This is a genomic window from Bradyrhizobium sp. AZCC 1678 (assembly GCF_036924765.1).
In the GTDB taxonomy this organism is placed as follows: domain Bacteria; phylum Pseudomonadota; class Alphaproteobacteria; order Rhizobiales; family Xanthobacteraceae; genus Bradyrhizobium; species Bradyrhizobium algeriense.
This window is the reverse complement of the sequence record NZ_JAZHSE010000001.1, coordinates 6,846,980-6,869,744: the sequence shown is the minus strand read 5'-3', so window position 1 is coordinate 6,869,744 and position 22,765 is coordinate 6,846,980. Positions and strand designations below refer to the sequence as shown.

The 22,765-nt window shown below is 63.7% G+C and carries 14 protein-coding genes; 6 read left to right on the top strand and 8 right to left on the bottom strand.

From position 1 onward, the window contains the following. Nucleotides 1-19 precede the first annotated feature (19 nt). The 3 genes from V1294_RS32965 (at nucleotide 20) to V1294_RS32955 (ending at nucleotide 4,177) form a co-directional block, all read left to right on the top strand. Complete coding sequence (locus V1294_RS32965) at nucleotides 20-2,734, top strand: sensor histidine kinase KdpD (RefSeq protein WP_334503086.1); 2,715 nt, start codon at nucleotides 20-22, stop codon at nucleotides 2,732-2,734. Beyond that, nucleotides 2,731-3,420 (top strand): response regulator, encoded by a 690-nt coding sequence (locus V1294_RS32960; RefSeq protein WP_108519043.1) that lies wholly within the window; start codon nucleotides 2,731-2,733, stop codon nucleotides 3,418-3,420. The genes V1294_RS32965 and V1294_RS32960 overlap by 4 nt, the downstream gene beginning before the upstream one ends. A gap of 151 nt (nucleotides 3,421-3,571) precedes the next feature. Further along, a complete protein-coding gene (locus V1294_RS32955; RefSeq protein ID WP_334503085.1) occupies nucleotides 3,572-4,177 on the top strand; it encodes a pyridoxamine 5'-phosphate oxidase family protein in 606 nt (201 codons plus the stop codon). Nucleotides 4,178-4,184: 7 nt separating this feature from the next. Here the strand turns inward: V1294_RS32955 and V1294_RS32950 are convergent, their stop codons facing one another. Beyond that, on the bottom strand, nucleotides 4,185-5,792 hold the full coding sequence (locus V1294_RS32950; protein ID WP_334503084.1) for an AMP-binding protein: 1,608 nt from the start codon (nucleotides 5,790-5,792) through the stop codon (nucleotides 4,185-4,187). 177 nt (nucleotides 5,793-5,969) lie between these two features. Here V1294_RS32950 and V1294_RS32945 point away from each other — a divergent pair, with 177 nt between their 5' ends. After that, the gene (locus V1294_RS32945) at nucleotides 5,970-6,179 is read left to right on the top strand and encodes a DUF6496 domain-containing protein (protein WP_334503083.1); all 210 of its coding nucleotides are present in this window, start codon (nucleotides 5,970-5,972) and stop codon (nucleotides 6,177-6,179) included. A gap of 87 nt (nucleotides 6,180-6,266) precedes the next feature. Here V1294_RS32945 and ku read toward each other — a convergent pair whose 3' ends face one another. Next, entirely contained in the window at nucleotides 6,267-7,151 is an 885-nt protein-coding gene (gene ku / locus V1294_RS32940) for a non-homologous end joining protein Ku (protein ID WP_334503082.1), read from the bottom strand. 101 nt (nucleotides 7,152-7,252) lie between these two features. On the opposite strand from ku, the gene ligD reads away from it, so the two are divergent. Further along, the gene (ligD, locus tag V1294_RS32935; protein WP_334503080.1) at nucleotides 7,253-9,898 is read left to right on the top strand and encodes a DNA ligase D; all 2,646 of its coding nucleotides are present in this window, start codon (nucleotides 7,253-7,255) and stop codon (nucleotides 9,896-9,898) included. Between the two features lie 106 nt (nucleotides 9,899-10,004). Here the strand turns inward: ligD and V1294_RS32930 are convergent, their stop codons facing one another. Next, on the bottom strand, nucleotides 10,005-10,169 hold the full coding sequence (locus V1294_RS32930) for a DUF3309 family protein (RefSeq protein WP_082649702.1): 165 nt from the start codon (nucleotides 10,167-10,169) through the stop codon (nucleotides 10,005-10,007). Between the two features lie 165 nt (nucleotides 10,170-10,334). Here V1294_RS32930 and V1294_RS32925 point away from each other — a divergent pair, with 165 nt between their 5' ends. Next, nucleotides 10,335-10,646 carry a polyhydroxyalkanoic acid system family protein gene (locus V1294_RS32925; protein WP_212420724.1) on the top strand — a complete coding sequence of 104 codons (312 nt, stop codon included), beginning with the start codon at nucleotides 10,335-10,337 and terminating at the stop codon, nucleotides 10,644-10,646. A 70-nt stretch (nucleotides 10,647-10,716) separates the two neighbouring features. Here the strand turns inward: V1294_RS32925 and treY are convergent, their stop codons facing one another. The 5 genes from treY to treS are packed head-to-tail and all read right to left on the bottom strand — an operon-like array spanning nucleotide 10,717 to nucleotide 22,763. Beyond that, nucleotides 10,717-13,506, bottom strand: a complete 2,790-nt coding sequence (gene treY / locus V1294_RS32920) for a malto-oligosyltrehalose synthase (RefSeq protein ID WP_334503076.1) — start codon at nucleotides 13,504-13,506, stop codon at nucleotides 10,717-10,719. A gap of 4 nt (nucleotides 13,507-13,510) precedes the next feature. Beyond that, entirely contained in the window at nucleotides 13,511-15,268 is a 1,758-nt protein-coding gene (gene treZ / locus V1294_RS32915) for a malto-oligosyltrehalose trehalohydrolase (RefSeq protein WP_334503074.1), read from the bottom strand. Further along, nucleotides 15,265-17,340, bottom strand: coding sequence for a glycogen debranching protein GlgX (gene glgX / locus V1294_RS32910; RefSeq protein WP_334503072.1), 2,076 nt, complete (start codon nucleotides 17,338-17,340; stop codon nucleotides 15,265-15,267). Before glgX ends, treZ begins: the two co-directional genes overlap by 4 nt. A gap of 3 nt (nucleotides 17,341-17,343) precedes the next feature. Next, the gene (glgB, locus tag V1294_RS32905) at nucleotides 17,344-19,491 is read right to left on the bottom strand and encodes a 1,4-alpha-glucan branching protein GlgB (RefSeq protein WP_334484689.1); all 2,148 of its coding nucleotides are present in this window, start codon (nucleotides 19,489-19,491) and stop codon (nucleotides 17,344-17,346) included. After that, entirely contained in the window at nucleotides 19,488-22,763 is a 3,276-nt protein-coding gene (treS, locus tag V1294_RS32900; RefSeq protein WP_334503070.1) for a maltose alpha-D-glucosyltransferase, read from the bottom strand. Before treS ends, glgB begins: the two co-directional genes overlap by 4 nt. Between the last annotated feature and the right edge of the window lie 2 nt (nucleotides 22,764-22,765).

Genomic DNA, 22,765 nt, shown 5'->3' with positions numbered 1-22,765 from the left:
GTGAGGACTATATTGCCGCATGGTCCAAACCCGCCGCGACCCTGAACAGCGTCCTTCGCCGGAAGCCCTCCTGGAGGCGGCCCGGCGCGAGGACAGCCGCGCGGGCCGGCTCAAGATCTTCGTCGGCGCCGCCCCCGGCGTCGGCAAGACCTACGAAATGCTGCAGAGCGCCCATGCCAGGAAGAAGGCCGGCGCCGATGTCGTTGTTGGCGTGGTCGAGACCCATGGCCGGGCGGAAACCGAAGCGTTGCTCAAAGGCCTCGAAGTGCTGCCGCGCAGGCGGCTCGCCTACAAGGAGCAGACGCTCGAGGAGATGGACCTCGACGCGCTGATTGCGCGGCGGCCGCAAATTGCGCTGGTCGACGAACTTGCCCACACCAACGCCCCGGGCAGCCGCCATCCCAAGCGCTATCTCGACGTCGAGGAATTGCTGTCCCATGGCATCGACGTCTACACCGCCGTCAACATCCAGCACATCGAAAGCCTTAACGATGTGGTTGCGCAGATCACGCATGTGCGGGTGCGCGAGACCGTGCCGGACAAGATTTTCGACCGCGCCGACGCCATCGAACTGATCGACCTGACGCCCGACGATTTGATCCAGCGGCTGAAGGAGGGCAAGGTCTATGTCCCCAAGCAGGCCGAGCGTGCGCTGGAGCATTATTTCTCGCCGGGCAACCTGACCGCGCTACGCGAACTGGCGCTACGGCGTACCGCCGAGCGGGTCGACGAGCAGTTGCTCACCCATATGCAGGCCAACGCCATCGACGGACCGTGGGCCGCCGGTGAGCGCATCCTGGTCTGCGTCAGCGAGGACCCGCGCGCGGCAGGGCTGGTGCGCTACACCAAGCGGCTGGCCGATCGGTTGCACGCGCAATGGACGGCGATCAGCATCGAGACGCGGCGCAGCCTGCAACTGACCGACGAGCAGCGCGACCGGCTGGCCGACACCATGCGGCTGGCGGAAGCGCTCGGCGGCGAGGTGCTGACCATTCCCGGTGTCGGCCGCCGCATCGCCGACGATGTCATCCATTTCGCGCATGCCAACAACGTTACGCAGATCATCATCGGCAAGTCGACGCGCTCGTGGTGGTTCGAGTTGACGCGCGGTTCTGTCGTGCACGATCTGGTGCGGCGCGCCGGCAATATCAGCGTCCACGTCATAGCGGGCGACGAAGAGGGGGTGGCAAAGCCGGCGGTGCAGACCGCGGCGCGGCAGGAAGCTTTCAATCCGCGGCCTTACCTGATGGCGCTGCTGTTCGTCGCGATCGGTCTCGGTGCTGCAGAACTGATCCATCCGCTGTTCGGCATCGAGAATGTCGATCTGGTATTTCTCACCGCCGTGGTCAGCGTTGCCGCGCGGTTCGGCCTGTGGCCGTCGCTGCTGGCAAGCGTCGCGGCATCGCTATGCTACAATTTCTTCTTCATGCCACCGGTCTATACCTTCACCATCGCCGACCCGACCAATATTGCGGCCTTTTTCCTCTTCATGTTGGTTGCGGTGTTGGTTTCCAATGTCGCGGCGAGGGTGCGCTCGCAGGCCGATACTGCGATCGGCCGGGTGCGTACCACCGAATTGCTCTACGCCTTCAGTCGCAAGCTGGCCGGCACTGCGACGCTGGATGACGTGCTATGGGCAACCGCCTATCAGACCGCGTTGATGCTGAAAGTGCGGGTGGTGTTGCTGTTGCCGGAGGAGGGCATGCTCACCGTGAAGTCGGGCTATCCGCCGGAAGACCAGCTCGACCAGGCCGATCTCGCCGCCGCCAACTGGGCGTGGAGCAACGACCGTCCCGCCGGCCGCGGCTCGGACACGCTGCCGGGGGCAAAACGGCTGTTCCTGCCGATGCGGACCGGGCGCGGCGCGATCGGCGTCATCGGCATCGACGACGATCGCACGGGTCCCTTGCTGACGCCGGATCAGCGCCGCCTGCTGGATGCGCTGGTCGACCAGGGCGCGCTCGCGATCGAGCGGGTGTTGCTGGTCGAGGACATGGACCGGGTCAAGCGCACAGTGGAATCCGACCGCCTGCGCGGCGCGCTCCTGACCTCGATCTCGCACGACCTGAAGACGCCGCTGGCCTCGGTGCTCGGCGCCGCCAGTACCCTGCGCGATCTCGGCACCGGCCTCAACGACGCCCAGAAAAACGAACTGCTCGCCACCATGATCGACGAATCCGAGCGGCTCAACCGCTTCATCGCCAACCTGCTCGACATGACCAAGCTCGAATCCGGCGCCGTCGTTCCCAACACCGCGCGGCACGATATCGGCGAGATCGTCGGCAGCGCCTTACGCCGTGCCGGGAAGATCCTCGTGCATCACAAGGTGTCGCTGGAGCTCGGCCCCAATCTGCCGATGCTGGAGCTCGATGCCGTGTTGTTCGAACAGGTGCTGTTCAACCTGCTCGACAATGCCGCCAAATACGCACCACCCGGCACGACGATATCGATCCGGGGAGCGCGCGATCAGGGAAGGGTCTTGCTGCAGATCCTCGACGAGGGCAGCGGCATCCCGCCGGAAGAGCTGGAGAGCGTGTTCGACAAGTTCTATCGCGCGCAGAAGGGCGACCATGTCCGTCCGGGAACGGGTCTTGGCCTGGCGATCTCCCGTGGCTTTGTCGAGGCTATGCACGGCACGATCTCGGCCGCCAACCGCGTCGATCGCCGCGGCGCGGTAATAACCATTCGGCTGCCGATACCGGTCGCAAGTAACGCCCTGGATACCGCCGCATGAACGCCGCAGCGATCAAGGTCCTGGTCATCGACGACGAGCCGCCGATCCGCAAGCTGTTGCGGATGGGGCTGAGCACGCAGGGCTACGACATCCTCGAAGCCTCCAACGGCAAGATCGCGCTGGAGAAGCTGGCCGAGGGGCCGGCGCTGATCATCCTCGATCTGGGCCTGCCCGACATCCAGGGACATGACCTGCTGCGCATGATCCGCGGCCGCAACGAGAGCGTGCCGATCGTGGTGCTGTCGAGCCGTGGCGACGAGGCCGGCAAGGTGCAGGCGCTCGACCTCGGCGCCGATGATTACCTGACAAAGCCGTTCGGCATGGATGAACTGCTGGCACGGATGCGCGCGGCCTTGCGGCACCAGTTGCAGGTGCAGGGCGAGCGGCCGGTGTTTCGCGCCGGCGATCTCTCCGTCGATCTGGTCCGCCGCATCGTCAAGACCGGCGAGCGCGAGGTGAAACTCTCGCCGAAGGAATACGATCTGCTGCGCGTGCTGGTGCAGCACGCCGGCAAGGTGCTGACCCATCGCTTCCTGCTCAAAGAGCTCTGGGACGAACTAACGGACGCGCAATATCTGCGCGTCTATGTCCGCCAGCTCCGCCAGAAGATCGAGGCCGATCCGGAGCGTCCGCAATTCGTGCTGACCGAGACCGGCATCGGCTACCGGTTGCGCGCGCCGGATTGATCATGCCTCCGATGGCGGCGATCCCTGCACTTGACTTGTCATGCGGGTCGGCTTGCCGCATCCGGTGTTGCCATAAAGTGATATGCTCCCCGTAGGGATCTGTCCCGGGCTGACCACGCCCGCCGGGTGAAGCAGAGGAGGACGTATGGCCATGGCTGAGAGCGTCATGTACCACGAAGGCAATCGGCAACTGCAGGATCAGTTTGACAGCCGCCGGATTTCCGATCGGCTGGAGCAGAAGCTGATGCGCACGGAGTTTTCGGCTGACGACAAGCAGTTCATCGAAGGCCTGCCGTATTTCTTCCTGGCGACGGCCGACACCGAGGGGCGGCCCGATTGCTCGTTCAAGGGCGGGGCGCCGGGCTTTGTGCGCATCACCGGACCTTCCGAGATCGCATTTCCCGACTATGACGGCAACGGCATGTTCAAGAGTCTCGGCAACATCGTCGCCAATGCCGATGTCGGCCTGCTGTTTATCGCCATGCACGACAAGCCGCGGCGCCTGCGGGTCAACGGCAGCGCACGCGTGAGTGACCGCGATCCGCTGCTTGCGGAGACCGTCGGCGCGCAGCTTGTCGTTCGTGTCACCGCGCGCGCGATCTTTCCGAATTGTCCGCGCTATATTCCAACAATGAGTTCGATCGAACCGTCGATATATGTACCCGTTGCCGGACAGGACGCGCCGGAGCCGGCGTGGAAGGGCTTTGCGGACTTCAAGGACTGCATTCATCCACGGCAGCCGACATTCAAGGATTAGCGGCGACCTAGATCGCCGCCATCTCACCTTTGCTCCAGGCTTCGCGCAGCTTGAATTTCTGGATCTTGCCCGATCCCGTCAGCGGGAACGCGTCCACGATAAACCAGTGCTTCGGCGTCTTGTGCGGGGCGAGCAAGGCGCGCATGTAGTCGATCAGTTCTTCCTTTTCGATTGTTGCGCCGGGCGCCGGGCGGATGAAGGCGGCAACCTCTTCACCCCACTTCTCGTGGGGAACGCCGATCACGGCGACTTCGCCGACCTTGGGATGCTTGAACAGAAGCTCCTCCAGTTCGCGCGGATAGATGTTCTCGCCGCCGCGGATGATCATGTCCTTGAGGCGGCCTTCCACCGTGCAATAGCCGCGGGCGTCCATCGCGCAGAGATCGCCGCTATGCAGCCAGCCGTCGGCATCGATCGCGGCGGCGGTCGCATCAGGCATTTCGAAGTAGCCGAGCATCACGTGGTATCCGCGGGTGCAGAACTCGCCGATCGTGCCCACCGGAACGGTCTCGCCGGTGTTGGGGTCGATGATCTTGTTTTCCATATTGGGAAGCGGCAGGCCGATCGTGTTGGCCTTGTCCTCGACGCTGTCGGTGGTGCGGGTTTGCGCCGCGACCGGGGAGCATTCGGTCTGGCCGAAAACAATCGTGAAGGGCGCGCCGAGCTTTTCCTCCAATAGCCGCACCAGCGCGGCCGGCACTGTGGAGCCGCCCGAGCAGATTGCCTTGACCGATGAGAGGTCGGTTGTCGGGAATGTCGGATGCTCCAGCATCGCAACCAGCATGGTGGGAACGCCGAGCATCGCATTGCCGCGATAGGTCCCGAGCATTTCCAGCACCAACCCAGGTTCGAAAGCCTCGATCAGCACTTGCGTTGAGGCTTTCGATACCGCGCCGATCACGCAGCAGACGCAGCCGCCGGTATGAAACAGCGGCATCGTGGTGACGAAGACGTCGCCGGGATCGACGCCCATCCGGTCGGCGGTGTCGGCGCCGTTGTTGAGAAGTCCGCGATGGCGGAGCAGGGCGCCCTTCGGAAAGCCCGTGGTGCCCGAGGTGTACTGGATCATGACGGGATCGTCGGGACTGACGGCCGGCAGTATGACGCTCTCGTCGTCGCCTGCCGCGATGAACGCATCCCAATCATCGAAGCAGATGATCTCGCGCAGTTCGGGGCAGTTCGGCGCCACTGCCTGAACGGTCTCCAGCATCGGGTTGCCACGAAAACCGTTGACGACGAAGATGCCGGCCGAGCGCGACTGCTTCAGCACATACTCCACCTCGCGCGCGCGAAAGGCCGGGTTCACGGTGACGAGGATCATGCCCGCCATGCCGGCGCCGAATTCGAGCATCACCCATTCCGGGATGTTCTGCGCCCAGACTGCAATGCGCTCGCCCGGTTTGAAGCGCGACAGCAACGCGCGGGCGGTGCGCTCGGCCTCACGATAAAGCTGCGCGTAGGTCCATTGTCGCCGCAGTTTTGGATCGGGGACGCCCGCAATCAGGGCCAGGCGGTCGGGCGCCGCCTCAGCCGCCTTGCGCAAGAGATCGCCGAACGTCATCTCCCGTACCGCAGGCGTCTTTGGGCCTGCGACGTGCGACTTCGTCAATGTCATCAATTCCTCCCCGGTCCGGGGACGGCGCCGTTCTTGCTGCCGGCGTTTCAGTCGTTCCCCGGCAGCCAAAATGCCTTCCGTCGCCGGGCAATGCAAGCGGACTATGACGTGTGAGGAACTTTGCATGCCACTGGTGATTACTTTTTCGCCAAACGGAGGAAAGCCGGAGGAAAAGCGATGGCACCAAGATATTCGAAGACGGCGTCGACCGATGTCGGGCGCGCGATGAAGAAGCGCAAGGTAGGCACGCTGAAGAGCGGCCGCTCCGGCAGGACGGTCAAGAGCCGCAAACAGGCGATCGCGATCGGACTGTCGGAGGCGAGGGCCAAGGGCAAGAAGGTGCCGAAGAAAGCAGCCAAGAAGCGGAAGGCGAAGAAGCGGCGGTAGCACCGTCATTGCGAGCGAAGCGAAGCAATCCAGAATCCCGGCGGGGCTCTGGATTGCTTCGTCGCTTTGCTTCTCGCAATGACGGTACTACCCCGCCTTTCGGTGCCTCGCCGCGGAGCGGTGAGCCTTCCTCGGCGTGCGGCGTGTCGGCGTCCGCCGCTGCGCCGGGGCATGCGCGCGCCGTTTCGCCGCCGACTTGCCCTTCAGGCTCGCCTTGAGTGCGTCCATCAGGTTGATGACGTTATCAGGCTTTTCCTCGCGCTCCGTGACCTTGATCGGCTTGCCGGAGGCTTTCCGCCGCACCAGCGCCTTCAGCGCGTCCTCGTATTCATCCCTGAACTTCGAGGGATCGAAATGCGCCGCCTTGGTGTGCAGGATGTGGCCCGCGAGCTCGATCATGTCCTTGGTGATCTTCGGGGTCTTGATGCCGTCGAAATAGTCCTCCTCGTCGCGCAGCTCGTAAGGATAGCGCAGCGTGGTGCCGAGCAGGCCCTTGCCGAGCGGCTCGATCGCCATGACGTGCTCGCGGTTGGTCAGCACGATGCGCGCCAGCGCGACCCGTTCCTCATCCTTCATGGCGTCGCGGACCACGGCGAAGGCGTCGACCGCGGCCTTGCCGTCGGGGGCGATATAATAGGGGTTATCGAGATAGCGCTTGTCGATCTCATCCCTCGGCACAAAGCTGTCGATGTCGATGGTGTGGTTACTCTCGATCTGGACGGCTTCGAGTTCTTCCTTTTCGACCTCGACATATTTGCCCTTGCTCAGCTCATAGCCGCGGCCCTTCTGGTCGCCTTCGACGACATCGCCGGTCTCGGCATCGACCATCTGCTGCTTCAGCCGGTTGCCGGTCTCCCGGTTGATCATATGGAAGCGGGTCTTCTCGGCGGAAGTCGAGGCCGGATAGAGCACTACCGGGCACGACACCAGGGAGAGTTTCAGCGAGCCTTTCCAGTAGGCGCGGGGGGCCATTTCAATCTCCGGGCGCGGGTTGGGTTTGGGAACTTCAACGGTTAGTATGGGTTTTCGTTCCGGTATTGCAGCGGGGCGCTCTTGAAGGTCGAGGTTTGCCCGTGGCGTTGAAGAAACTCAGCACGTACCGGAAGAAGCGCGATTTCGGCAAGACCGCCGAGCCCTCCGGCGACGTCAAGGTCGCGCCGGCGAAGCAATGGCGATTCGTGATCCAGAAGCATGACGCAACCCGCCTGCATTACGATCTCCGGCTAGAGTTCGACGGCGTCTTCAAGTCCTGGGCAGTCACCAAGGGTCCGTCGCTTGATCCGCACGACAAGCGGCTGGCGGTCGAGGTCGAGGACCATCCGCTCGATTACGGCGACTTCGAAGGCACCATTCCCGAAAGCGAATATGGCGGCGGTACCGTTCAGCTTTGGGATCGCGGCTACTGGGAATCCGATGATCCCGAGCGCGGATTCAAGAAGGGGGATCTGAAGTTCACCCTGCACGGCGACAAGCTGCACGGCAGCTGGGTGCTGGTCCGGATGAAGGGCGACCGCTACGGCGGCAAGCGCACCAACTGGCTCCTGATCAAGCATCGCGACGAATTCGCACGAGAAGGCGAGGCCAACGATATTCTGGAAGAGGACCGCTCCGTCGCCTCCGGGCGATCGATGGCGCAGATCGCCGAAGGCAAGGGCAAGGCACCAAAGCCATTCATGCTGGCCAAGGGCAAGGCGAAGGCCGATGCGGTCTGGCATTCGAACCGGGGCGAAGTGGCTGACGCGCGCCCCAGCAGGAAAACAGCAGCCCTGCGGGCGACGCCGGAGACCAGGACCCGCGCACCGGTGCAAAGCGCCAAGCCGAAGAAGGTTTCCGCGATGCCGGATTTCGTCGCGCCGCAGCTCTGCGCCTCCGTCGAGCGGCCGCCGAACGCGGACGGCTGGTGCCATGAAGTCAAGTTCGACGGCTACCGCGTGCAACTGCGGATCGAGGATGGCGACGTAGCGTTGTTGACCCGCAAGGGGCTGGACTGGACCGACAAGTTCGGCGCCATCGCGAAAGCAGCCAAGGCGCTGCCCGATGCGCTGATCGACGGCGAAATTGTCGCGCTGGACCACAACGGCGTGCCCAGCTTTTCGCCGCTGCAGGCAGCGATCGCCGACAACAAGACCGGTAACCTCATTTTCTTTGCGTTCGATCTCCTGTTTGCCAAAGGTGAGGATTTGCGCGCGCTGCCGCTGCGAGAACGCAAGGAACGCTTGAAGCGCCTACTGGAGCGACGGAGCGGAACAGAAAAGCTGATCCGCTACGTCGATCATTTCGAGGACCGCGGTGCTGCCGTACTGGAATCGGCAAAGAAACTGGAACTGGAAGGCATCGTCTCCAAGAAGCTGGATGCGCCCTACCGCTCGGGACGCACCGAGAGCTGGACCAAGGCCAAGATTCGCGGCGGGCAGGAGGTCGTGCTCGGTGGCTGGAAGACGACCAACGGCAAATTCCGTTCGCTGATGGCGGGCGTCTATCGCGGCGGTCATCTGGTGTTCGTCGGCCTCGTCGGCACCGGCTTCGGGCAGGACGTCGTTCGGCGCATCACGCCGGCGTTGAAGGCGGCAGCCTCGGACAAGAGCCCGTTCGGCGGCAAGGATGCGCCGAAGAAGACCCGTGACGTGCACTGGCTGAGGCCTGAATTGGTCGCCGAGGTCGAGTTCGCGGGCTGGACCGATGGCGGCAACATCAGGCAGGCCGCGTTCAAGGGGCTGCGTCAGGACAAGCCGGCGAAGGAGATACGCGCGGAGAGGCCTGCCATGACCCAAATTGCAAAGCCCGTAACGCGGTCCGCGAAATCATCGGTCAAATCGGCCGAGGTGATGGGTGTTACGATCTCAAAACCCGACAAGGCGTTGTGGCCCGATGGCGGCGACGGCGAGGGCGTCACCAAGCTCGACCTCGCGCAATATTTCGAGGCGGTCGGTGTGTGGATGATCGCCCACCTCAAGGGCCGTCCGTGCTCGATTCTCCGCGCGCCCGACGGCATCAACGGCGAAAAATTCTTCCAGCGTCACGCCATGCAGGGCGGCTCCGATCTCCTGAAGCTTGCCAAGGTCGCGGGCGACCGCAAACCCTATTTGCAGATCGATCAGGTCGAGGGATTGGCGGCGGTGGCGCAGATCGGTGGGCTGGAGCTGCATCCCTGGAATTGCGCGCCCGATGATTACGACACGCCGGGGCGGCTGGTGTTCGATCTCGATCCCGCACCCAACGTTGAATTTTCGGAGGTGATCGAGGCTGCCAAGGATATGCGGCAGCGGCTGACGGTGGTCGGCCTTGAAAGCTTCTGCAAGACCACCGGCGGCAAGGGCATGCATATCGTGACGCCGCTGCTCCACGGCTCAAGGGACAAGGTTACCTGGAAGGAGGCCAAGGCGTTTGCGCAAGACATTTGCCAGTGGATGGCGAACGATGACCCCGAGCGCTATCTGCTCAACATGTCGAAGAAGCTGCGCAAGGGAAAGATCTTCCTCGACTACCTCCGCAACGACCGGCTGTCGACAGCGGTTGCCGTGTTGTCGCCGCGTGCGCGCGACGGCGCCACCGTCTCGATGCCGCTGACTTGGCCCCAGGTACGCGGCGATCTCGATCCGAAGAAGTATACAGTGCGCACCGTGCCGGCGCTGCTGGCGAAGACCAAGGCATGGGACGGCTACGACGATGCGGCAGCGTCGATCAAGGCGGCGATGAAGAAGCTGGCTGGGAAGCTGTAGAAGTAGGGTGGACAAAGCGAAGCGTGCCCACCATTCGATAGCAAAAGAACAGGTGGGCATGGTGCAAGAGCGCCTTTGCCCACCCTACGTTTCGCCGCCGCGCTCCCTAAAGCTTCCCGAGCAGCAGCAGGATCAGCAGGATCACGATCACAAGACCAAGACCGCCGCCGCCGTAATAGCCCGTGCCGTAGAACGGTCCACCGCCGACGCCGCTGAAGCCGCCGAGCAGGGCGATAATAAGAATGATCAGAATGATTGTGCCGATAGACATAAACTTCTCCTCAGCCCGAGCGGGGCGTTCTGCATGTTCTGCCCATCACAGGGAACAACAACCGGGAGTCACCTAAGTTCCGTTTTGCGCCGCGATATTGCGCGCGGCCCTTCTTTTCGAAGCGCGTGTAATTACATGCAGTTGGATAACAGAGAGATTTTTGCCATGACCAAGCCGCTGGTGGTTTCGATCCCGCATAGCCTCGGACGCGAGGAAGCCATGCGCCGCCTGAAGACGGGGCTTTCGCGCGCCGCTTCCAGCGTGCCGGTGCTGAGCGTCGATGAGGAGCGATGGGAAGACAACCGCATGATCTTCCGCGTGCGCGCCCTCGGGCAGGCCGCGGCCGGCCATGTCGACGTCGCGGAAGATCATGTGCAAGTGGAAGTCGTGCTCCCGTGGCTGTTGCAGCGTTTTGCCGAGGTGGCCCAGGCTGCAATCCAGAACCGCGGCAAGCTGTTGCTGACCAAGAAAAGCTGACGTCGCCATAGCGTTTTCGAGCGAAGTGGATACCGGTTCGCGTCAAGAAAACGCGTCAAAACATGAGTCGCTAGGTGTGCGCGCGTTCGCGCGCCGGCTTTACCACGCCGGTGAATCTTGCTTTCAGCACGGCGACCGGCAGATGCGTCAGCAGGTCGGACAGGCGCAATTGTCTGGCATCGGCATCGGCAAAGCCTTCGACCGCATAGCCTTCGACGTTTAGCGCGGCATCGTAGTTCTCCGGACCAGGCCAATGTCGGCCGCCGTCGGTCAACGGCGCAAACCACCGCGTGACCACGGTGATCGCGGCCTCGCGGCCGCGCCGTCGGGCGAACGCGATGAAATGGTCGCGATGCGGCCCGCTCACTTCCAAAGGCGCGTACTCTCCGCCGGTGAATATATCGGCGAGCCCGGTTCGAAGCTTGAGCAGGTGCCGTGTCCAGGCCAACTTCAGATGGCCGCTCGGCCACTTCTCGACCAGTCGGTCCCAATCCGGTTTCTCCAGCGCGTCGAGCCGCCCTGCGCGTTCGGCAAAGTCGACCGGCCGCCGGTTGTCGGGATCGACCAGTGAATAATCCCAGAGCTCCGTGCCCTGATAGAAATCCGGCACGCCCGGCATCATGGCCTTCAGCGTGATCTGACTGAGCGAGTTCAGTACGCCCAGCAGCGATAACCGCTGCGCCAGCGTCTGCAGCGAGTTCAGGAATTCGCCTGAGAGTGAAGGATCGAGAATTTTTTCGACGAAGCTTTTTACGCCCTCCTCATAGGCTGCGTGAGGATTGAGCCAGCTCGTTTCCTGCTTGCCCTCGCGCGCAGCCTTCAGCGCATATTCCTGCATCCGCTGCGGAAACGAAGCGTCGTCCGGCTGCCATGCCCCGAGCAGCGCCTGATACAGCATGTATTCGAATGTTGCCGACGGCGCGCGAAAATCGCCATCGACGAGCAGTTGCGGCGCGTTGAGCAGCTTCCATCGGGCCACGGCGCTGGTCCATTCGCCCGGAATTTCCGAAAGCGCCATGATGCGTGCCCGCGCATCTTCGCCGCGCTTGGTGTCATGCGTCGCAGTCGCCGTCATGCCGTGCGGCCATTCGCCGGCGCGGGCCCGCATCATCCGATGAAACTCGGCGGCGGAAAGCGCTCTTGCCGCTGGGTCGCCGCCGACCTCATTGAGGGCGAGCAGGCGGTGGTAGCGGTAGAACGTCGTGTCCTCCAGCGACTTCGCCATCATGGGGCCGGTGAACTGCTGCACCTTCAATGCGAAACGTCTGACGCGCGGCGCGCTGTGGTGCGCGCTCCCGGGCTTGATCAGGTCCATCGTCAGGGTGTCGCGCAGGAAATCAAAAATGCCGTCGTCGGCGGCAAACCAATCGGCGCGCGCCCGTTCGATCGTCCCTGATATCAACTCGCGATCATGCGCTGATAGCCCTGAGGATGTCAGGTAGGTGCGGTACACCGGGAAGTGCAGCACGTAGAGCTCGAGCGCCTGTCGCAGGCTGTCGGCGGAATAGTCGCGGGTGGAGTAATGTCCGCTGGCAATCCGCGCCAGGAGGCGTGTCAGCACCGTAAACTCGCTGGTCAGCAGCGTTTCCAGCACGCGGCGTTTTGCATCCCGCAGGATCGGTTCGAGTTTTGGCGACTGGTTGCTGACCTGCCGCCAGATCTCATCGAGCGGCTCCAGGCCGCTTCCGTCGGTCAGCACAAGGGTGATGACGTTCATCCACTCATAGCCGGTGGTGCCGTGAACGCCGGCGAATGACGGCAGCTTTTCGTGTTCGCCGAGAATTTTCTCGATCACCACATAGAAGGGCCTGCTGCGGCCGCCATGCGCGTCGCGGACCAGCCGGCGCAGGCGCTGGAAATACTGCGCGGGATCGCGCAGGCCATCGATGTGGTCGAGCCGCAACCCGTGAAGCTTTCCCTCCGCAATCAGCCGTTTGACCAGCCGATGGATCGCCTCGAAGGTGCCGGCGTCCTCGACGCGCAAGCCCGCCAGCGTATTGATGTCGAAGAAGCGCCGGTAGTTGATGTCGCTGGACGCGAGCCGCCAGTGGCCGAGCTTGTAATGCTGGCGCTCGAGCAGATGGTGCAGTGAAAGCGTCGACGTGGTGCGATCCGGCCCGGCGCGATAGGCCGATAGCCCACGCGCGATGATGTCGGCGGCATCAGCGATGCCTTTCAGTTCAGTCTTGAAGGAAGGCGCTTCCTTGCGGTTGGGGCGTCGCGGCCCCTGATAACGGGAGGCCAGCGCAAGCATGGCTTTGCCGGGCGCGCTCTCTTCCGCACCAGCGTCCTTGACGATCATGCGCAGGATTTCGCCGTAACGTTCCGGCGCGATCGGCAGCCGGTGCTCGAAATACCAGGCTGAGAAACTGCCTTCGGCGGGATCGTAGCGCAGTTCGATCTCGCCGTTTTCCAGCGCCTGTCCGTAGGACGAGCCGATGATCGGCAGCAGCACGCCGCCGCGTGCACGATACGGCAACTGCTCCCAGTCGATGTCGAAGGAGGCTGCGTGCGGCGAGGCCGGACCCCACTCCAGCACGTCAAGCCACCAGGGATTATCGTCGTAGTGCACGCCGACATGGTTGGGCACGAAGTCGAGGATCAGCCCGAGATTGTGTTGCCGCAGCACGGCGCTCAGCCGCTCGAAGCCTTCCTCGCCGCCGAGCTCCGGATTGAACTGGGCGTGGTCGGTGACGTCATAGCCATGCGCGCTACCCTTGCGGGCCCGCATGAAGGGCGAGGCATAGAGATGGGTGATGCCGAGCGCCTTCAGGTAGGGCACCACGGACGCGGCGGCGTCGAAATCGAAATCCGCCGATAGTTGCAGGCGATAGGTCGCGATCGGGATCGCCGGGGGCATTGTCCTATCCGATGCGCCAGAGCACCGTCCATGGCGGGACGCTGTCGCCCAACTCGCTGCCCCAGATCAGGGTTCCCGTGGGCATTCCGGGCGCATGGCTGATGGCCCGGTCCGACAGGTTGGCGAGCAGGTGAAGCGTGACGCCATCGCCCATCTGCCAATTGGCCGTCAGCAGGTGGTTGTCGCCCGCGTGCGCCTCGCCGAATTCCGCGCCCGCGAGCCGCAGGACAATCTGCTGCTGGCGGACTTTTAGCAGCTCCCGCACCAGCGTCAGCCGTTTCCGTGCTGCCGGCGCGTCGCGCTCTTTCCAGTCCAGCACGGCGGAATCGCGCGTCGATGGATCGAGTGCGTCCGGCACCTCGTCGCCGAATTCCGAATAGGCCCAGGCATATTCGCTGCGGCGGCCCTTGCGGACGGCATCGGCGAGGTCGCCGCCGAAATCGCAAAAAAACGGGAAGGGCGCCTTCGAGCCCCATTCTTCGCCCATGAACAGCATGGGAATGGATGGCGCCAACAGCAGCACGGCGAGCGCGGCTTCGATCGCTTGCGCATCCGTATAGCTTTCGAGCCGGTCGCCCAGCGCGCGATTGCCGATCTGGTCGTGGTTCTGCAGGAAGTTGATGAAGGCTGTCGGTGCCAGATGGCCGCTCGGCTCACCGCGCTTGCCGCCGCGAAACGCCGACGGTTCTCCCTGATAGACGAAGCCGGATGACAGCGAGCGGGCAATATCCGAGATCGGCGAGCGCTGGTAGTCGCCATAATAGCCCTGCTTCTCGCCGGTCATCAGCACGCGCCAGGCGTGGTGATAATCGTCGTTCCACTGCGCGCGGTATTTGCCCTGCGGCGGGTCTTGCGCGGCGTCCAGAATGCTGGCGCGGTTGTCGCCGTTTTCCAGCACGAGGTGAATGTGCCGGCCGGTTTCCGCGGCGAGCTTGCCGGCGGCGGCACTGAGATCGTGCAGCAGCGACAACCCGCCCGGCTCGACGATCGAGTTGACGGCATCGAGCCGCAGCCCGTCGAAGCGATAGTCGCGCAGCCAGGACAGCGCATTCTCGATCGCAAACGCACGGACTTCCTTCACGCGATAATCGATCGCGCTGCCCCAGGGTGTGTGCGCTTCGGTGAAGAAGGTGGGCGCATAGCGGCCGAGATAATTTCCTTCGGGGCCGAAATGGTTATAGACCACGTCGAGCATCACCATCAGCCCGCGCAGATGCGCCGCGTCGATCAGCGCCTTGAGATCTTCGGGTCGCCCATAGGCGCTGTCGGGCGCGTACCACAGCACACCGTCATAGCCCCAGTTGCGCGCACCCGCGAAATCCGCCAGCGGCATCAATTCCAGCGCAGTGATGCCGGTCTCTGCGAGATGATCGAGCCTGTCGATCATCGCGCGATAGCTGCCTTCCCTAGTGAAAGTCCCGACATGGGTCTCGACGATTACCGCCTCCTGCCACGGCCGGCCGCGCCAGGCTGCGGCTTGCCATGGATAGGCTTGATGATCGATCACTTCGCTCGGGCCGAAGACATCATTGGGCTGAAACGCCGACGCCGGATCCGGCACGTCGATCTCGTCATCGATGCGGAATTTGTAGCGCGCGCCGGCCTTCACGCCGGCGATGTCGGCCGTGAACCAGCCGTCCTCGCCGCGCTTCATCGCGTGAGGCTGCTCCAGCATGACATCGACGCGTTTCGCCGCGGGCGCCCACAGCCGAAACCGCGTGCCGTAGTTTGCCAGACACGGGCCGAATTGCCGGTCGTTCATGCCGTGCCCGCAAAGGCACGCACCGACCGCGGCGGCGCGCTGGTCGCGGCGCCCGAAGCCAGTCTGGTCGGGCTCTGCACGGCCTCGGTCGTGTTCAGCACCTGCTGCCAGTTTTTGTACTCGGGCATTTCGGGCAATTTGAAAGCGATCTCTTCAGGCGCGGCATTCAGGACGATAAAGATCGGCGGCTGACCTTGTTCCATCGGCCCCAGTACAAAGGCGAGGAATCGTCCCTCCGGAAAATTCCAGTCGGCTTCCTGCATCTCCTCGGCCGCCGGCGTCAGCCACAGCACGCCATAGGAGCCATCCTTGCGCCGCCCGGAGAGCCAGCGCTGGCAGCGCAGTTGGGCGAAGCGCCGGCGCAGCGCGGTCATGTGGCTGACGAAATCGGTGAGGTCGTCGCCCTGCTTGCCAAGATTGTCCCAGTTCACCCAGCCGGTCTCGTTGTCCTGGCAATAGGCGTTATTGTTGCCGTTCTGCGAATTGCCGACCTCGTCGCCGGCCAGCAGCAGGGGCGTGCCTTGCGCGAGGAACAGGCAGGCGAGCTGGTTCTTGCGGAGCTGCCGGCGCAGCGCAACGATCGCGGCGTCGCTGGTCGGGCCCTCATGGCCGCAATTGTTGCTGTGGTTGTCGTTGGAGCCGTCGCGATTGTCCTCGCCGTTGGCCTCGTTGTGCTTGTCGTTATAGCTGAACAGGTCGGCCAGCGTGAAACCATCATGGACGGTGATGTGATTGACGCTGGCGCGGGTCGCGCGGTTGTCGTGACGAAACAGGTCGGATGAGGCGGTCATGCGGCGCGAGACTTCGCCGATCAGGCTGCCTTCGCCGCTCCAGTAACGCCGCATCGCGCTGCGATAGCGGTCGTTCCATTCCGACCATTGCGAGGGAAACGCGCCGACCTGATAGCCGCCCATGCCGAGATCCCACGGCTCGGCGACGAGCTTGACGGTTGCCAGCACCGGGTCCTGCCGCACCGCGGTCAGGAAGGCGGCATTGCGGTCGTATCCATTCGGCCCGCGCGCCAGCGTGGTAGCGAGGTCGAAGCGGAAGCCGTCGACGTGACAGACCTCGACCCAGTAGCGCAGCGAATCCATCACCATCTGCAGCACACGCGGATGGCTGAGGTTGACCGAGCTGCCGCAGCCGGTGAAGTCGTCGTAGTAGCGCGGGTTGTCCTTGTTGAGCCAGTAATAGGACGCGTTGTCGATGCCGCGGAAACTCAGCGTCGGGCCGAGGTGATTGCCTTCGGCGGTGTGATTATAGACCACGTCAAGCATCACCTCGATGCCGGCATCGTGCAGCCGCGCCACCGTGGTGCGGAATGCATCGAGCGCGTTGTCTTGCGCATAGCGCGGCTCCGGCGCGAAGAAGGCCAGCGTGTTGTAACCCCAGTAGTTGGCAAGCTTCCTTTCCACCAGCACGCGGTCGTCGATCAGCCCGTGGATCGGCAGCAATTCGATGGTGGTGACGCCGAGCTTTTTGAGGTGATCGATCATCGCCGGCGCGCACAGCCCGCCATAGGTGCCGCGCCAGCCCGGCGAGACGTCGTGGCGCCTTTGCGTCAGGCCCTTGACGTGGGCCTCGTAGATGATGGTGTCTTCCCAGGCGACGTTCGGCCGTATCTCGCGGCGGCCCCAGTTGAAGGTCTCGTCGACCACGACCGCCTTCGGCATCCCGCGCGCATTGTCGCGGCGGTCGAAGGAAAGATCCTCGCGCGCGCTGCCGGTGCGATAGCCGAAATGCGCATCGCTCCACACCAGCCGGCCGGCGAGCCGCTTGGCGTAGGGATCGAGCAGCAGCTTGTTGGCGTTGAAGCGGTGCCCGCGCTCGGGCGCATAGGGGCCATGGACGCGATAGCCGTAGAGCTGCCCGGGCGAGACGTCGTTGAGATAGCCGTGCCAGACGTCCTCGCTGCGCTCGGGCAGTTCGATCCGTTCGAGCTCGCGGCGGCCCTGGCCGTCGAACAGGCAAAGCTCGACCTTTTCCGCATTGGCCGAGAACAGCGCAAAGTTGGTGCCCCGTCCGTCCCAGCTTGCTCCGAGGCGGGCGGCGCTTCCCGCGGACAATCGCATGCGTCAGCTTTCCGGTACGAGAAAGATCGCGGCCAGCGGCGGAATGGTCAGTGAGAGCTCGGGGATGCTGCCTTCCAGGGTACGGACTTCGCCGACATTGCCGACATTGCTGCCGCCATAATGCGCGGAGTCGGAATTGAGCGCTTCCTTCCACTTGCCGGCGAACGGCACCCGGACGCGATAGTTTTGATAGACGTTCGGCGAGAAGTTCACGACCACGAGACAGCGCGCGTGCGCGTCGAAACCCTTGCGCAGCCAGGCAAAGATGTTGTTGCCGGAATCATGCGTGATCACCCATTCAAATCCCGCCTGGTTGCAGTCCATCTCGTGCAGCGCCGGTACGTTGCGATAGAGCCGGTTGAGGTCGCGGATCAGGTTCTGGATGCCGGCGTGCCGCTGCTGCCCCAAGAGGTGCCAGTCGAGCGACTGATCGTGATTCCACTCGCGCTCCTGACCGAATTCGCAGCCCATGAATAAAAGCTTCTTGCCGGGATGGCCGAACATGAAACTGTAATAGGCGCGCAGGTTCGCAAACCGCTGCCACTCGTCGCCCGGCATGCGGCCGAGGATCGAGCGCTTGCCGTGCACGACTTCGTCATGCGACAGCGGCAGGATGAAATTTTCCGAAAACGCGTAATGCAGGCCGAACAGGATGTCGCCGTGATGGTGCTTCCGGTACACCGGATCCTTGCCGATATATTTCAGCGTGTCGTGCATCCAGCCCATGTTCCATTTGAAGCCGAAGCCGAGCCCGCCATATTCGACCGGCTGCGAGACCTGCGGCCATGCGGTGGATTCCTCCGCCGCCGTGGTGGCCTCCGGAAAATGCCCGAACAGTTCGATGTTGAAGCGGCGCAGGAATTCGATGGCTTCGAGGTTTTCCCGGCCGCCATGCCGGTTCGGAATCCACTCGCCGGCGGGCCGGCTGTAGTCGAGGTAGAGCATCGAGGCAACGGCATCGACGCGCAGGCCGTCGACGCCGTAGCGATCGAACCAGAACAGCGCGTTGGAGACCAGGAAGTTGACCACTTCGGTGCGGCCGTAATTGTAGATCAGCGTGCCCCAGTCGAGGTGGCGGCCCTGCAGCGGATTGGCGTGCTCGTAGAGCGCGGTGCCGTCGAAATAGCCGAGCCCATGCGGATCGTCGGGGAAATGTCCGGGCACCCAGTCGAGCCATACGCCGAGCCCCTCGCGATGGCAGGCATCGACGAGAGCGGAAAAGTCTTCCGGCGTGCCGAACCGGCTGGTCGGCGCGTACAGGCCGGTCGGCTGATAGCCCCATGAGCCGTCGAACGGATGCTCGCTGACGGGCAGAAACTCGAGATGGGTAAAGCCCATGTCCTTTGCATAGGCCGGGAGCTGTTCGGCGAGGTCGCGATAGTTCAGCCATTCATTGCCGTTCTTGCGCCGCCACGAGCCGAGATGCACCTCGTAGATCGAGATCGGCGCGCCCAGCGCGTTGATGCCCGCCGGCGCCGCGCGCGGATGCGGGATTCTGCTTTCGTCGACGACGATCGAGGCCGTTGAAGGCCGGATCTCCGCCGCAAAGGCCACCGGATCGGATTTCAGCGGCAGATGCCGCCCGTCGGGTCCGGTGACGTCGAACTTGTAGCGGTCGCCGGCGCGGGCATGCGGCACGAACAATTCCCAATAGCCGACGCCGCGCACCCGCATCGGGTGCCGCAGCGCGTTCCAGAAATTGAAGTCGCCGACCACGCTGACGGCCTTGGCATTCGGCGCCAGCACCACGAACGCCACGCCGTCGACGCCATCGAGCGTCATCGGATGCGCGCCGAGCTTGTCGTAGATCCGCCGGTGGGTGCCTTCGCCCAGGAGATAGAGATCGAAGTCGCCGAGCACGGGCGGGAAGCGATAGGGATCGTCGAGATCGACGACGTTTTCGCCGAAGCGGGCGCGGAGCTGGTAGCGCTTGGAGCCGTTCGGCAGCGCGCCTGCGAACAGCCCGGCATCGTGAATTCGTTCAAGCGGCGCCGTTTCGCCATGCTCGCCGATCGCTTCCACATCGGAAGCTTCGGGGATGAAAGCACGCACCACGCTGTGGCCGCCTTCGCTGTGCAAGCCGAGATAACGAAACGGATCGGAATGCTTGCCTTCGATGATCGCGTAGGCCTCGGCGGGTAGCTTGGTCATGAGGCCTCGAAGGATGGTTGCGACAACATTCTGATGATTCCGATCAGGGGCACGCGCAGCCATTCCGGCCGGAACGACAGTTCGTGTTCGATTTCGTTCAAGGCCTTCTCGAGCAGGAAGAAGGTCAGCAAGCCGTCTGCCGCATTCGGATCGGACGGCCACAGCCGCTGATCGGTCATGGCTTCGTGGTAGGCGGCGAGAAATGCGGCTGTCGCCCGGTCGCGCCACTCGCCAAGCGCCGCGCCGAGCTTGCCGTGCTCATCGTGGGCCACTTTGAGCGCGCGCTCAAGGGCTGCGGTTGCCGAATAATCGATCGATCGGACCAGGCTGGCGATGTCGCGCGCCGCGGGCGCCTTGCGCCGGCGTTCGGCGATACTGCGCCGCGGCGCGCCTTCGAAGTCGACGATGAAGATATCGTCTTTGACGATCAGCAACTGGCTGAGATCGAGGTCGCCATGGCAGCGGATGTTGGCGGCATCGGCCTCGCGCAGCAGCAGCGTTTCCAGCAAATCCGGTAGCGCCGGCTGCAACGCCAGCACCCGGTCGGCCAGCGGGCGGTCGGCTTCCCTCAGCGTTTCCCGCCGCTGCCGGAGCGCATCGAAGACGCGGCCGGCGCATAGCACCAGATCGTCGATCCAGCGCTGCACGTCGTCGCGGCCGGTCGGCTCCGGCGCGAATTCGGCAATCTCGCTGTTGCCGGCGAGCGCCACATGCAGCTCGGCCACGCGCCGCCCGGCCTGCGACATGTAACGCAGATAGGGGGTCTCTTCGTCGCGCTCGCCGGCGTGCATGCTTGCCGCCAGCAGGCGTTGCTCCTCGACGAAGCGATCGAGATAGGCCGCACTCACGGTCCAGAGGTCGCCCTGATTGGCGACGAAGGCGTGAACGACGCCGATCGCGCTCTTCTCGTTGCCCTCGACCAGCTCGACGCTGCCGAGCAGCGCCGGCATGTTGGGAAAGTTGGCAATATCGGTGAGGAAGCGCCCGATCTCGATCTCGGGATTGGGGCCGGGCTGAAGCGTCCGGTAGATCTTGACCACATGGTCGTTATCCACCAGAGCGGTGCTGCGGGGCTGATCGGAGTCGATGGTGCGGATGTGTTCGGGCTGCCGGATCGGCTTGTCGCTGAAACGCTTGGTCGGCCGGAATTCGAGCCGCAAGCCCTGTTCGCTCTCGTCGACCGTCAGCGATTGCTGCAGGTTGCGCAACAGCAGCGAGATGAAGATCTGGTCGGTGGCGACGTCGAGCAGGGTGCCTTCGCGGGCGCCTTGCCGAACGGCGGCCAGCGCATGCGGGTTGTAGCGCTCGCGGTCGAAGCGCACCCATTCGATCTGCATCGGCAGCACGTAGCGCGTGCTGACGCCGCGCTGCGTCGTTTCGAAAAAGGCGAGCCACGGCCGGTTGTCGCCGATGTCGCAGAACGGAATGGCCGAAGTAAGCGTCGGACGGATCGCCTTGGGCGATCGTTCCGGATACCAGCGGCTGCGCGCCAGATGTCCCGGAAGCACGTCGCGCTCGAACACGCCGCGTTCGCGCGCCAGCGACACCCAGGTCGCGTTCAGCGGCACCACAAGCGTTTCGAACTCGGGCACGGCGCGCTGCACCACCGGCGCCGATTTGTCGCGCTCCTGCAGTTCGAACCAGTAGAAGCCGTAAGGCGCCAGCGTGATCATGTAGGGCAGTTCGCCGATCGCCGGGAAGCGGGTACGGCCGAGCATTTCCAGCGGGATACGGTCCTTGAAGGCGGAAAGATCGAGTTCGGTCGCCTGCGCCGATCGCGACAGGTTGGCCACGCACAGGATGACTTCGCCCTGGTACTGGCGCACATAGCACAGCACCGAGCGGTTCTCCGGACGGATGAACGTCATGGTGCCGCGGCCAAAGGCGAGCGTGGATTTGCGGACCGCGATCAGCCGCTTGGTGGCTGAGAGCAGCGAGGACAGGCTGCGCGACTGCGCCTCGACATTGACGGACTCATAGCCATAGACCGGGTCCATGATGGTCGGCGCGTAGAGCCTGGCGGGGTCGGCGCGGGAGAAGCCGCCATTGCGGTCCGGCGTCCATTGCATCGGCGTGCGGACGCCGTTGCGGTCGCCGAGATAGATGTTGTCGCCCATGCCGATCTCGTCGCCGTAATAGATAATCGGCGTGCCCGGGAACGATAGCAGCAGCGAGTTCATCAATTCGATCTTGCGCCGGTCATTGTCCATCAGCGGCGCCAGGCGGCGGCGGATGCCGACATTGATGCGGGCGCGCGGATCGTTGGCGTAGGTCGACCACAAATAATCGCGCTCGACATCGGTGACCATTTCCAGCGTCAGCTCGTCGTGATTGCGCAGGAACAGCGCCCACTGGCAGTTGCCCGGGATATCCGGCGTCTGGCGCAGGATGTCGGTGATCGGAAAGCGGTCTTCCTGCGCGATCGCCATGTAGATGCGCGGCATCAGCGGGAAATGATAGGCCATGTGGCATTCGTCGCCGCGGCCGAAATATTCCTGCACGTCCTCCGGCCATTGATTGGCTTCGGCCAGCAGCACCTTGCCTTTGGCGTAATTGTCGAGCTCGCGGCGCAGCCCTTTGATGACGGCATGCGTCTCGGGCAGGTTCTCGTTGTTGGTGCCGTCGCGCTCACAGAGATAGGGAATGGCGTCGAGGCGGAAACCGTCGACGCCGGTGTCGAGCCAGCGCTTCATCACCTGCACCAGCGCGCTCACCACGCGCGGATTATCGAAATTGAGGTCCGGCTGGTGCGAGAAGAAGCGGTGCCAGTAAAACTGGCCGGCTTCCGGATCCCAGGTCCAGTTCGATTTCTCGGTGTCGGTGAAGATGATCCGCGTGCCCGGATATTTCTGGTCGGTATCGCTCCAGACATACCAGTTGCGGGCAGAGGAATTCGGGTCCGAGCGGCGGGCGCGCTTGAACCAGTCGTGCTGGTCGGAGGTGTGGTTGATGACGAGCTCGGTGATGACCCGCAGGCCGCGCTTCTTGGCTTCCTGGATGAAGCGGCGGAAATCCTTCATCGTCCCGAAATCGGGGTTGATGTCGCCGTAATCGGCGATGTCATAGCCGTCGTCGCGGCCGGGAGAGGGGTAGAACGGCAAAAGCCACAGCGTGGTGACGCCGAGATCCTGCAGATACCCCAGTTTCTCGGTCAGCCCGGCAAAGTCGCCGATGCCGTCATTGTTGCTGTCGGCGAAGGCCTTGACGTGGAGCTGGTAGATGATCGCGTCCTTGTACCAGAGCTCGTCGGTGACGGTCTCAGTGGCTGGCACCC

What these genes read in the sequence shown, in the direction of transcription:
- glgB (WP_334484689.1), bottom strand. Translation starts at nt 19,491, where the DNA reads ATGACCAAGCTACCCGCCGAGGCCTACGCGATCATCGAAGGCAAGCAT.
- V1294_RS32950 (WP_334503084.1), bottom strand. Translation starts at nt 5,792, where the DNA reads ATGACATTGACGAAGTCGCACGTCGCAGGCCCAAAGACGCCTGCGGTA.
- glgX (WP_334503072.1), bottom strand. Translation starts at nt 17,340, where the DNA reads ATGCGATTGTCCGCGGGAAGCGCCGCCCGCCTCGGAGCAAGCTGGGAC.
- treZ (WP_334503074.1), bottom strand. Translation starts at nt 15,268, where the DNA reads ATGAACGACCGGCAATTCGGCCCGTGTCTGGCAAACTACGGCACGCGG.
- V1294_RS32955 (WP_334503085.1), top strand. Translation starts at nt 3,572, where the DNA reads ATGGCTGAGAGCGTCATGTACCACGAAGGCAATCGGCAACTGCAGGAT.
- V1294_RS32945 (WP_334503083.1), top strand. Translation starts at nt 5,970, where the DNA reads ATGGCACCAAGATATTCGAAGACGGCGTCGACCGATGTCGGGCGCGCG.
- V1294_RS32965 (WP_334503086.1), top strand. Translation starts at nt 20, where the DNA reads ATGGTCCAAACCCGCCGCGACCCTGAACAGCGTCCTTCGCCGGAAGCC.
- treY (WP_334503076.1), bottom strand. Translation starts at nt 13,506, where the DNA reads ATGCCCCCGGCGATCCCGATCGCGACCTATCGCCTGCAACTATCGGCG.
- V1294_RS32925 (WP_212420724.1), top strand. Translation starts at nt 10,335, where the DNA reads ATGACCAAGCCGCTGGTGGTTTCGATCCCGCATAGCCTCGGACGCGAG.
- V1294_RS32930 (WP_082649702.1), bottom strand. Translation starts at nt 10,169, where the DNA reads ATGTCTATCGGCACAATCATTCTGATCATTCTTATTATCGCCCTGCTC.
- V1294_RS32960 (WP_108519043.1), top strand. Translation starts at nt 2,731, where the DNA reads ATGAACGCCGCAGCGATCAAGGTCCTGGTCATCGACGACGAGCCGCCG.
- ku (WP_334503082.1), bottom strand. Translation starts at nt 7,151, where the DNA reads ATGGCCCCCCGCGCCTACTGGAAAGGCTCGCTGAAACTCTCCCTGGTG.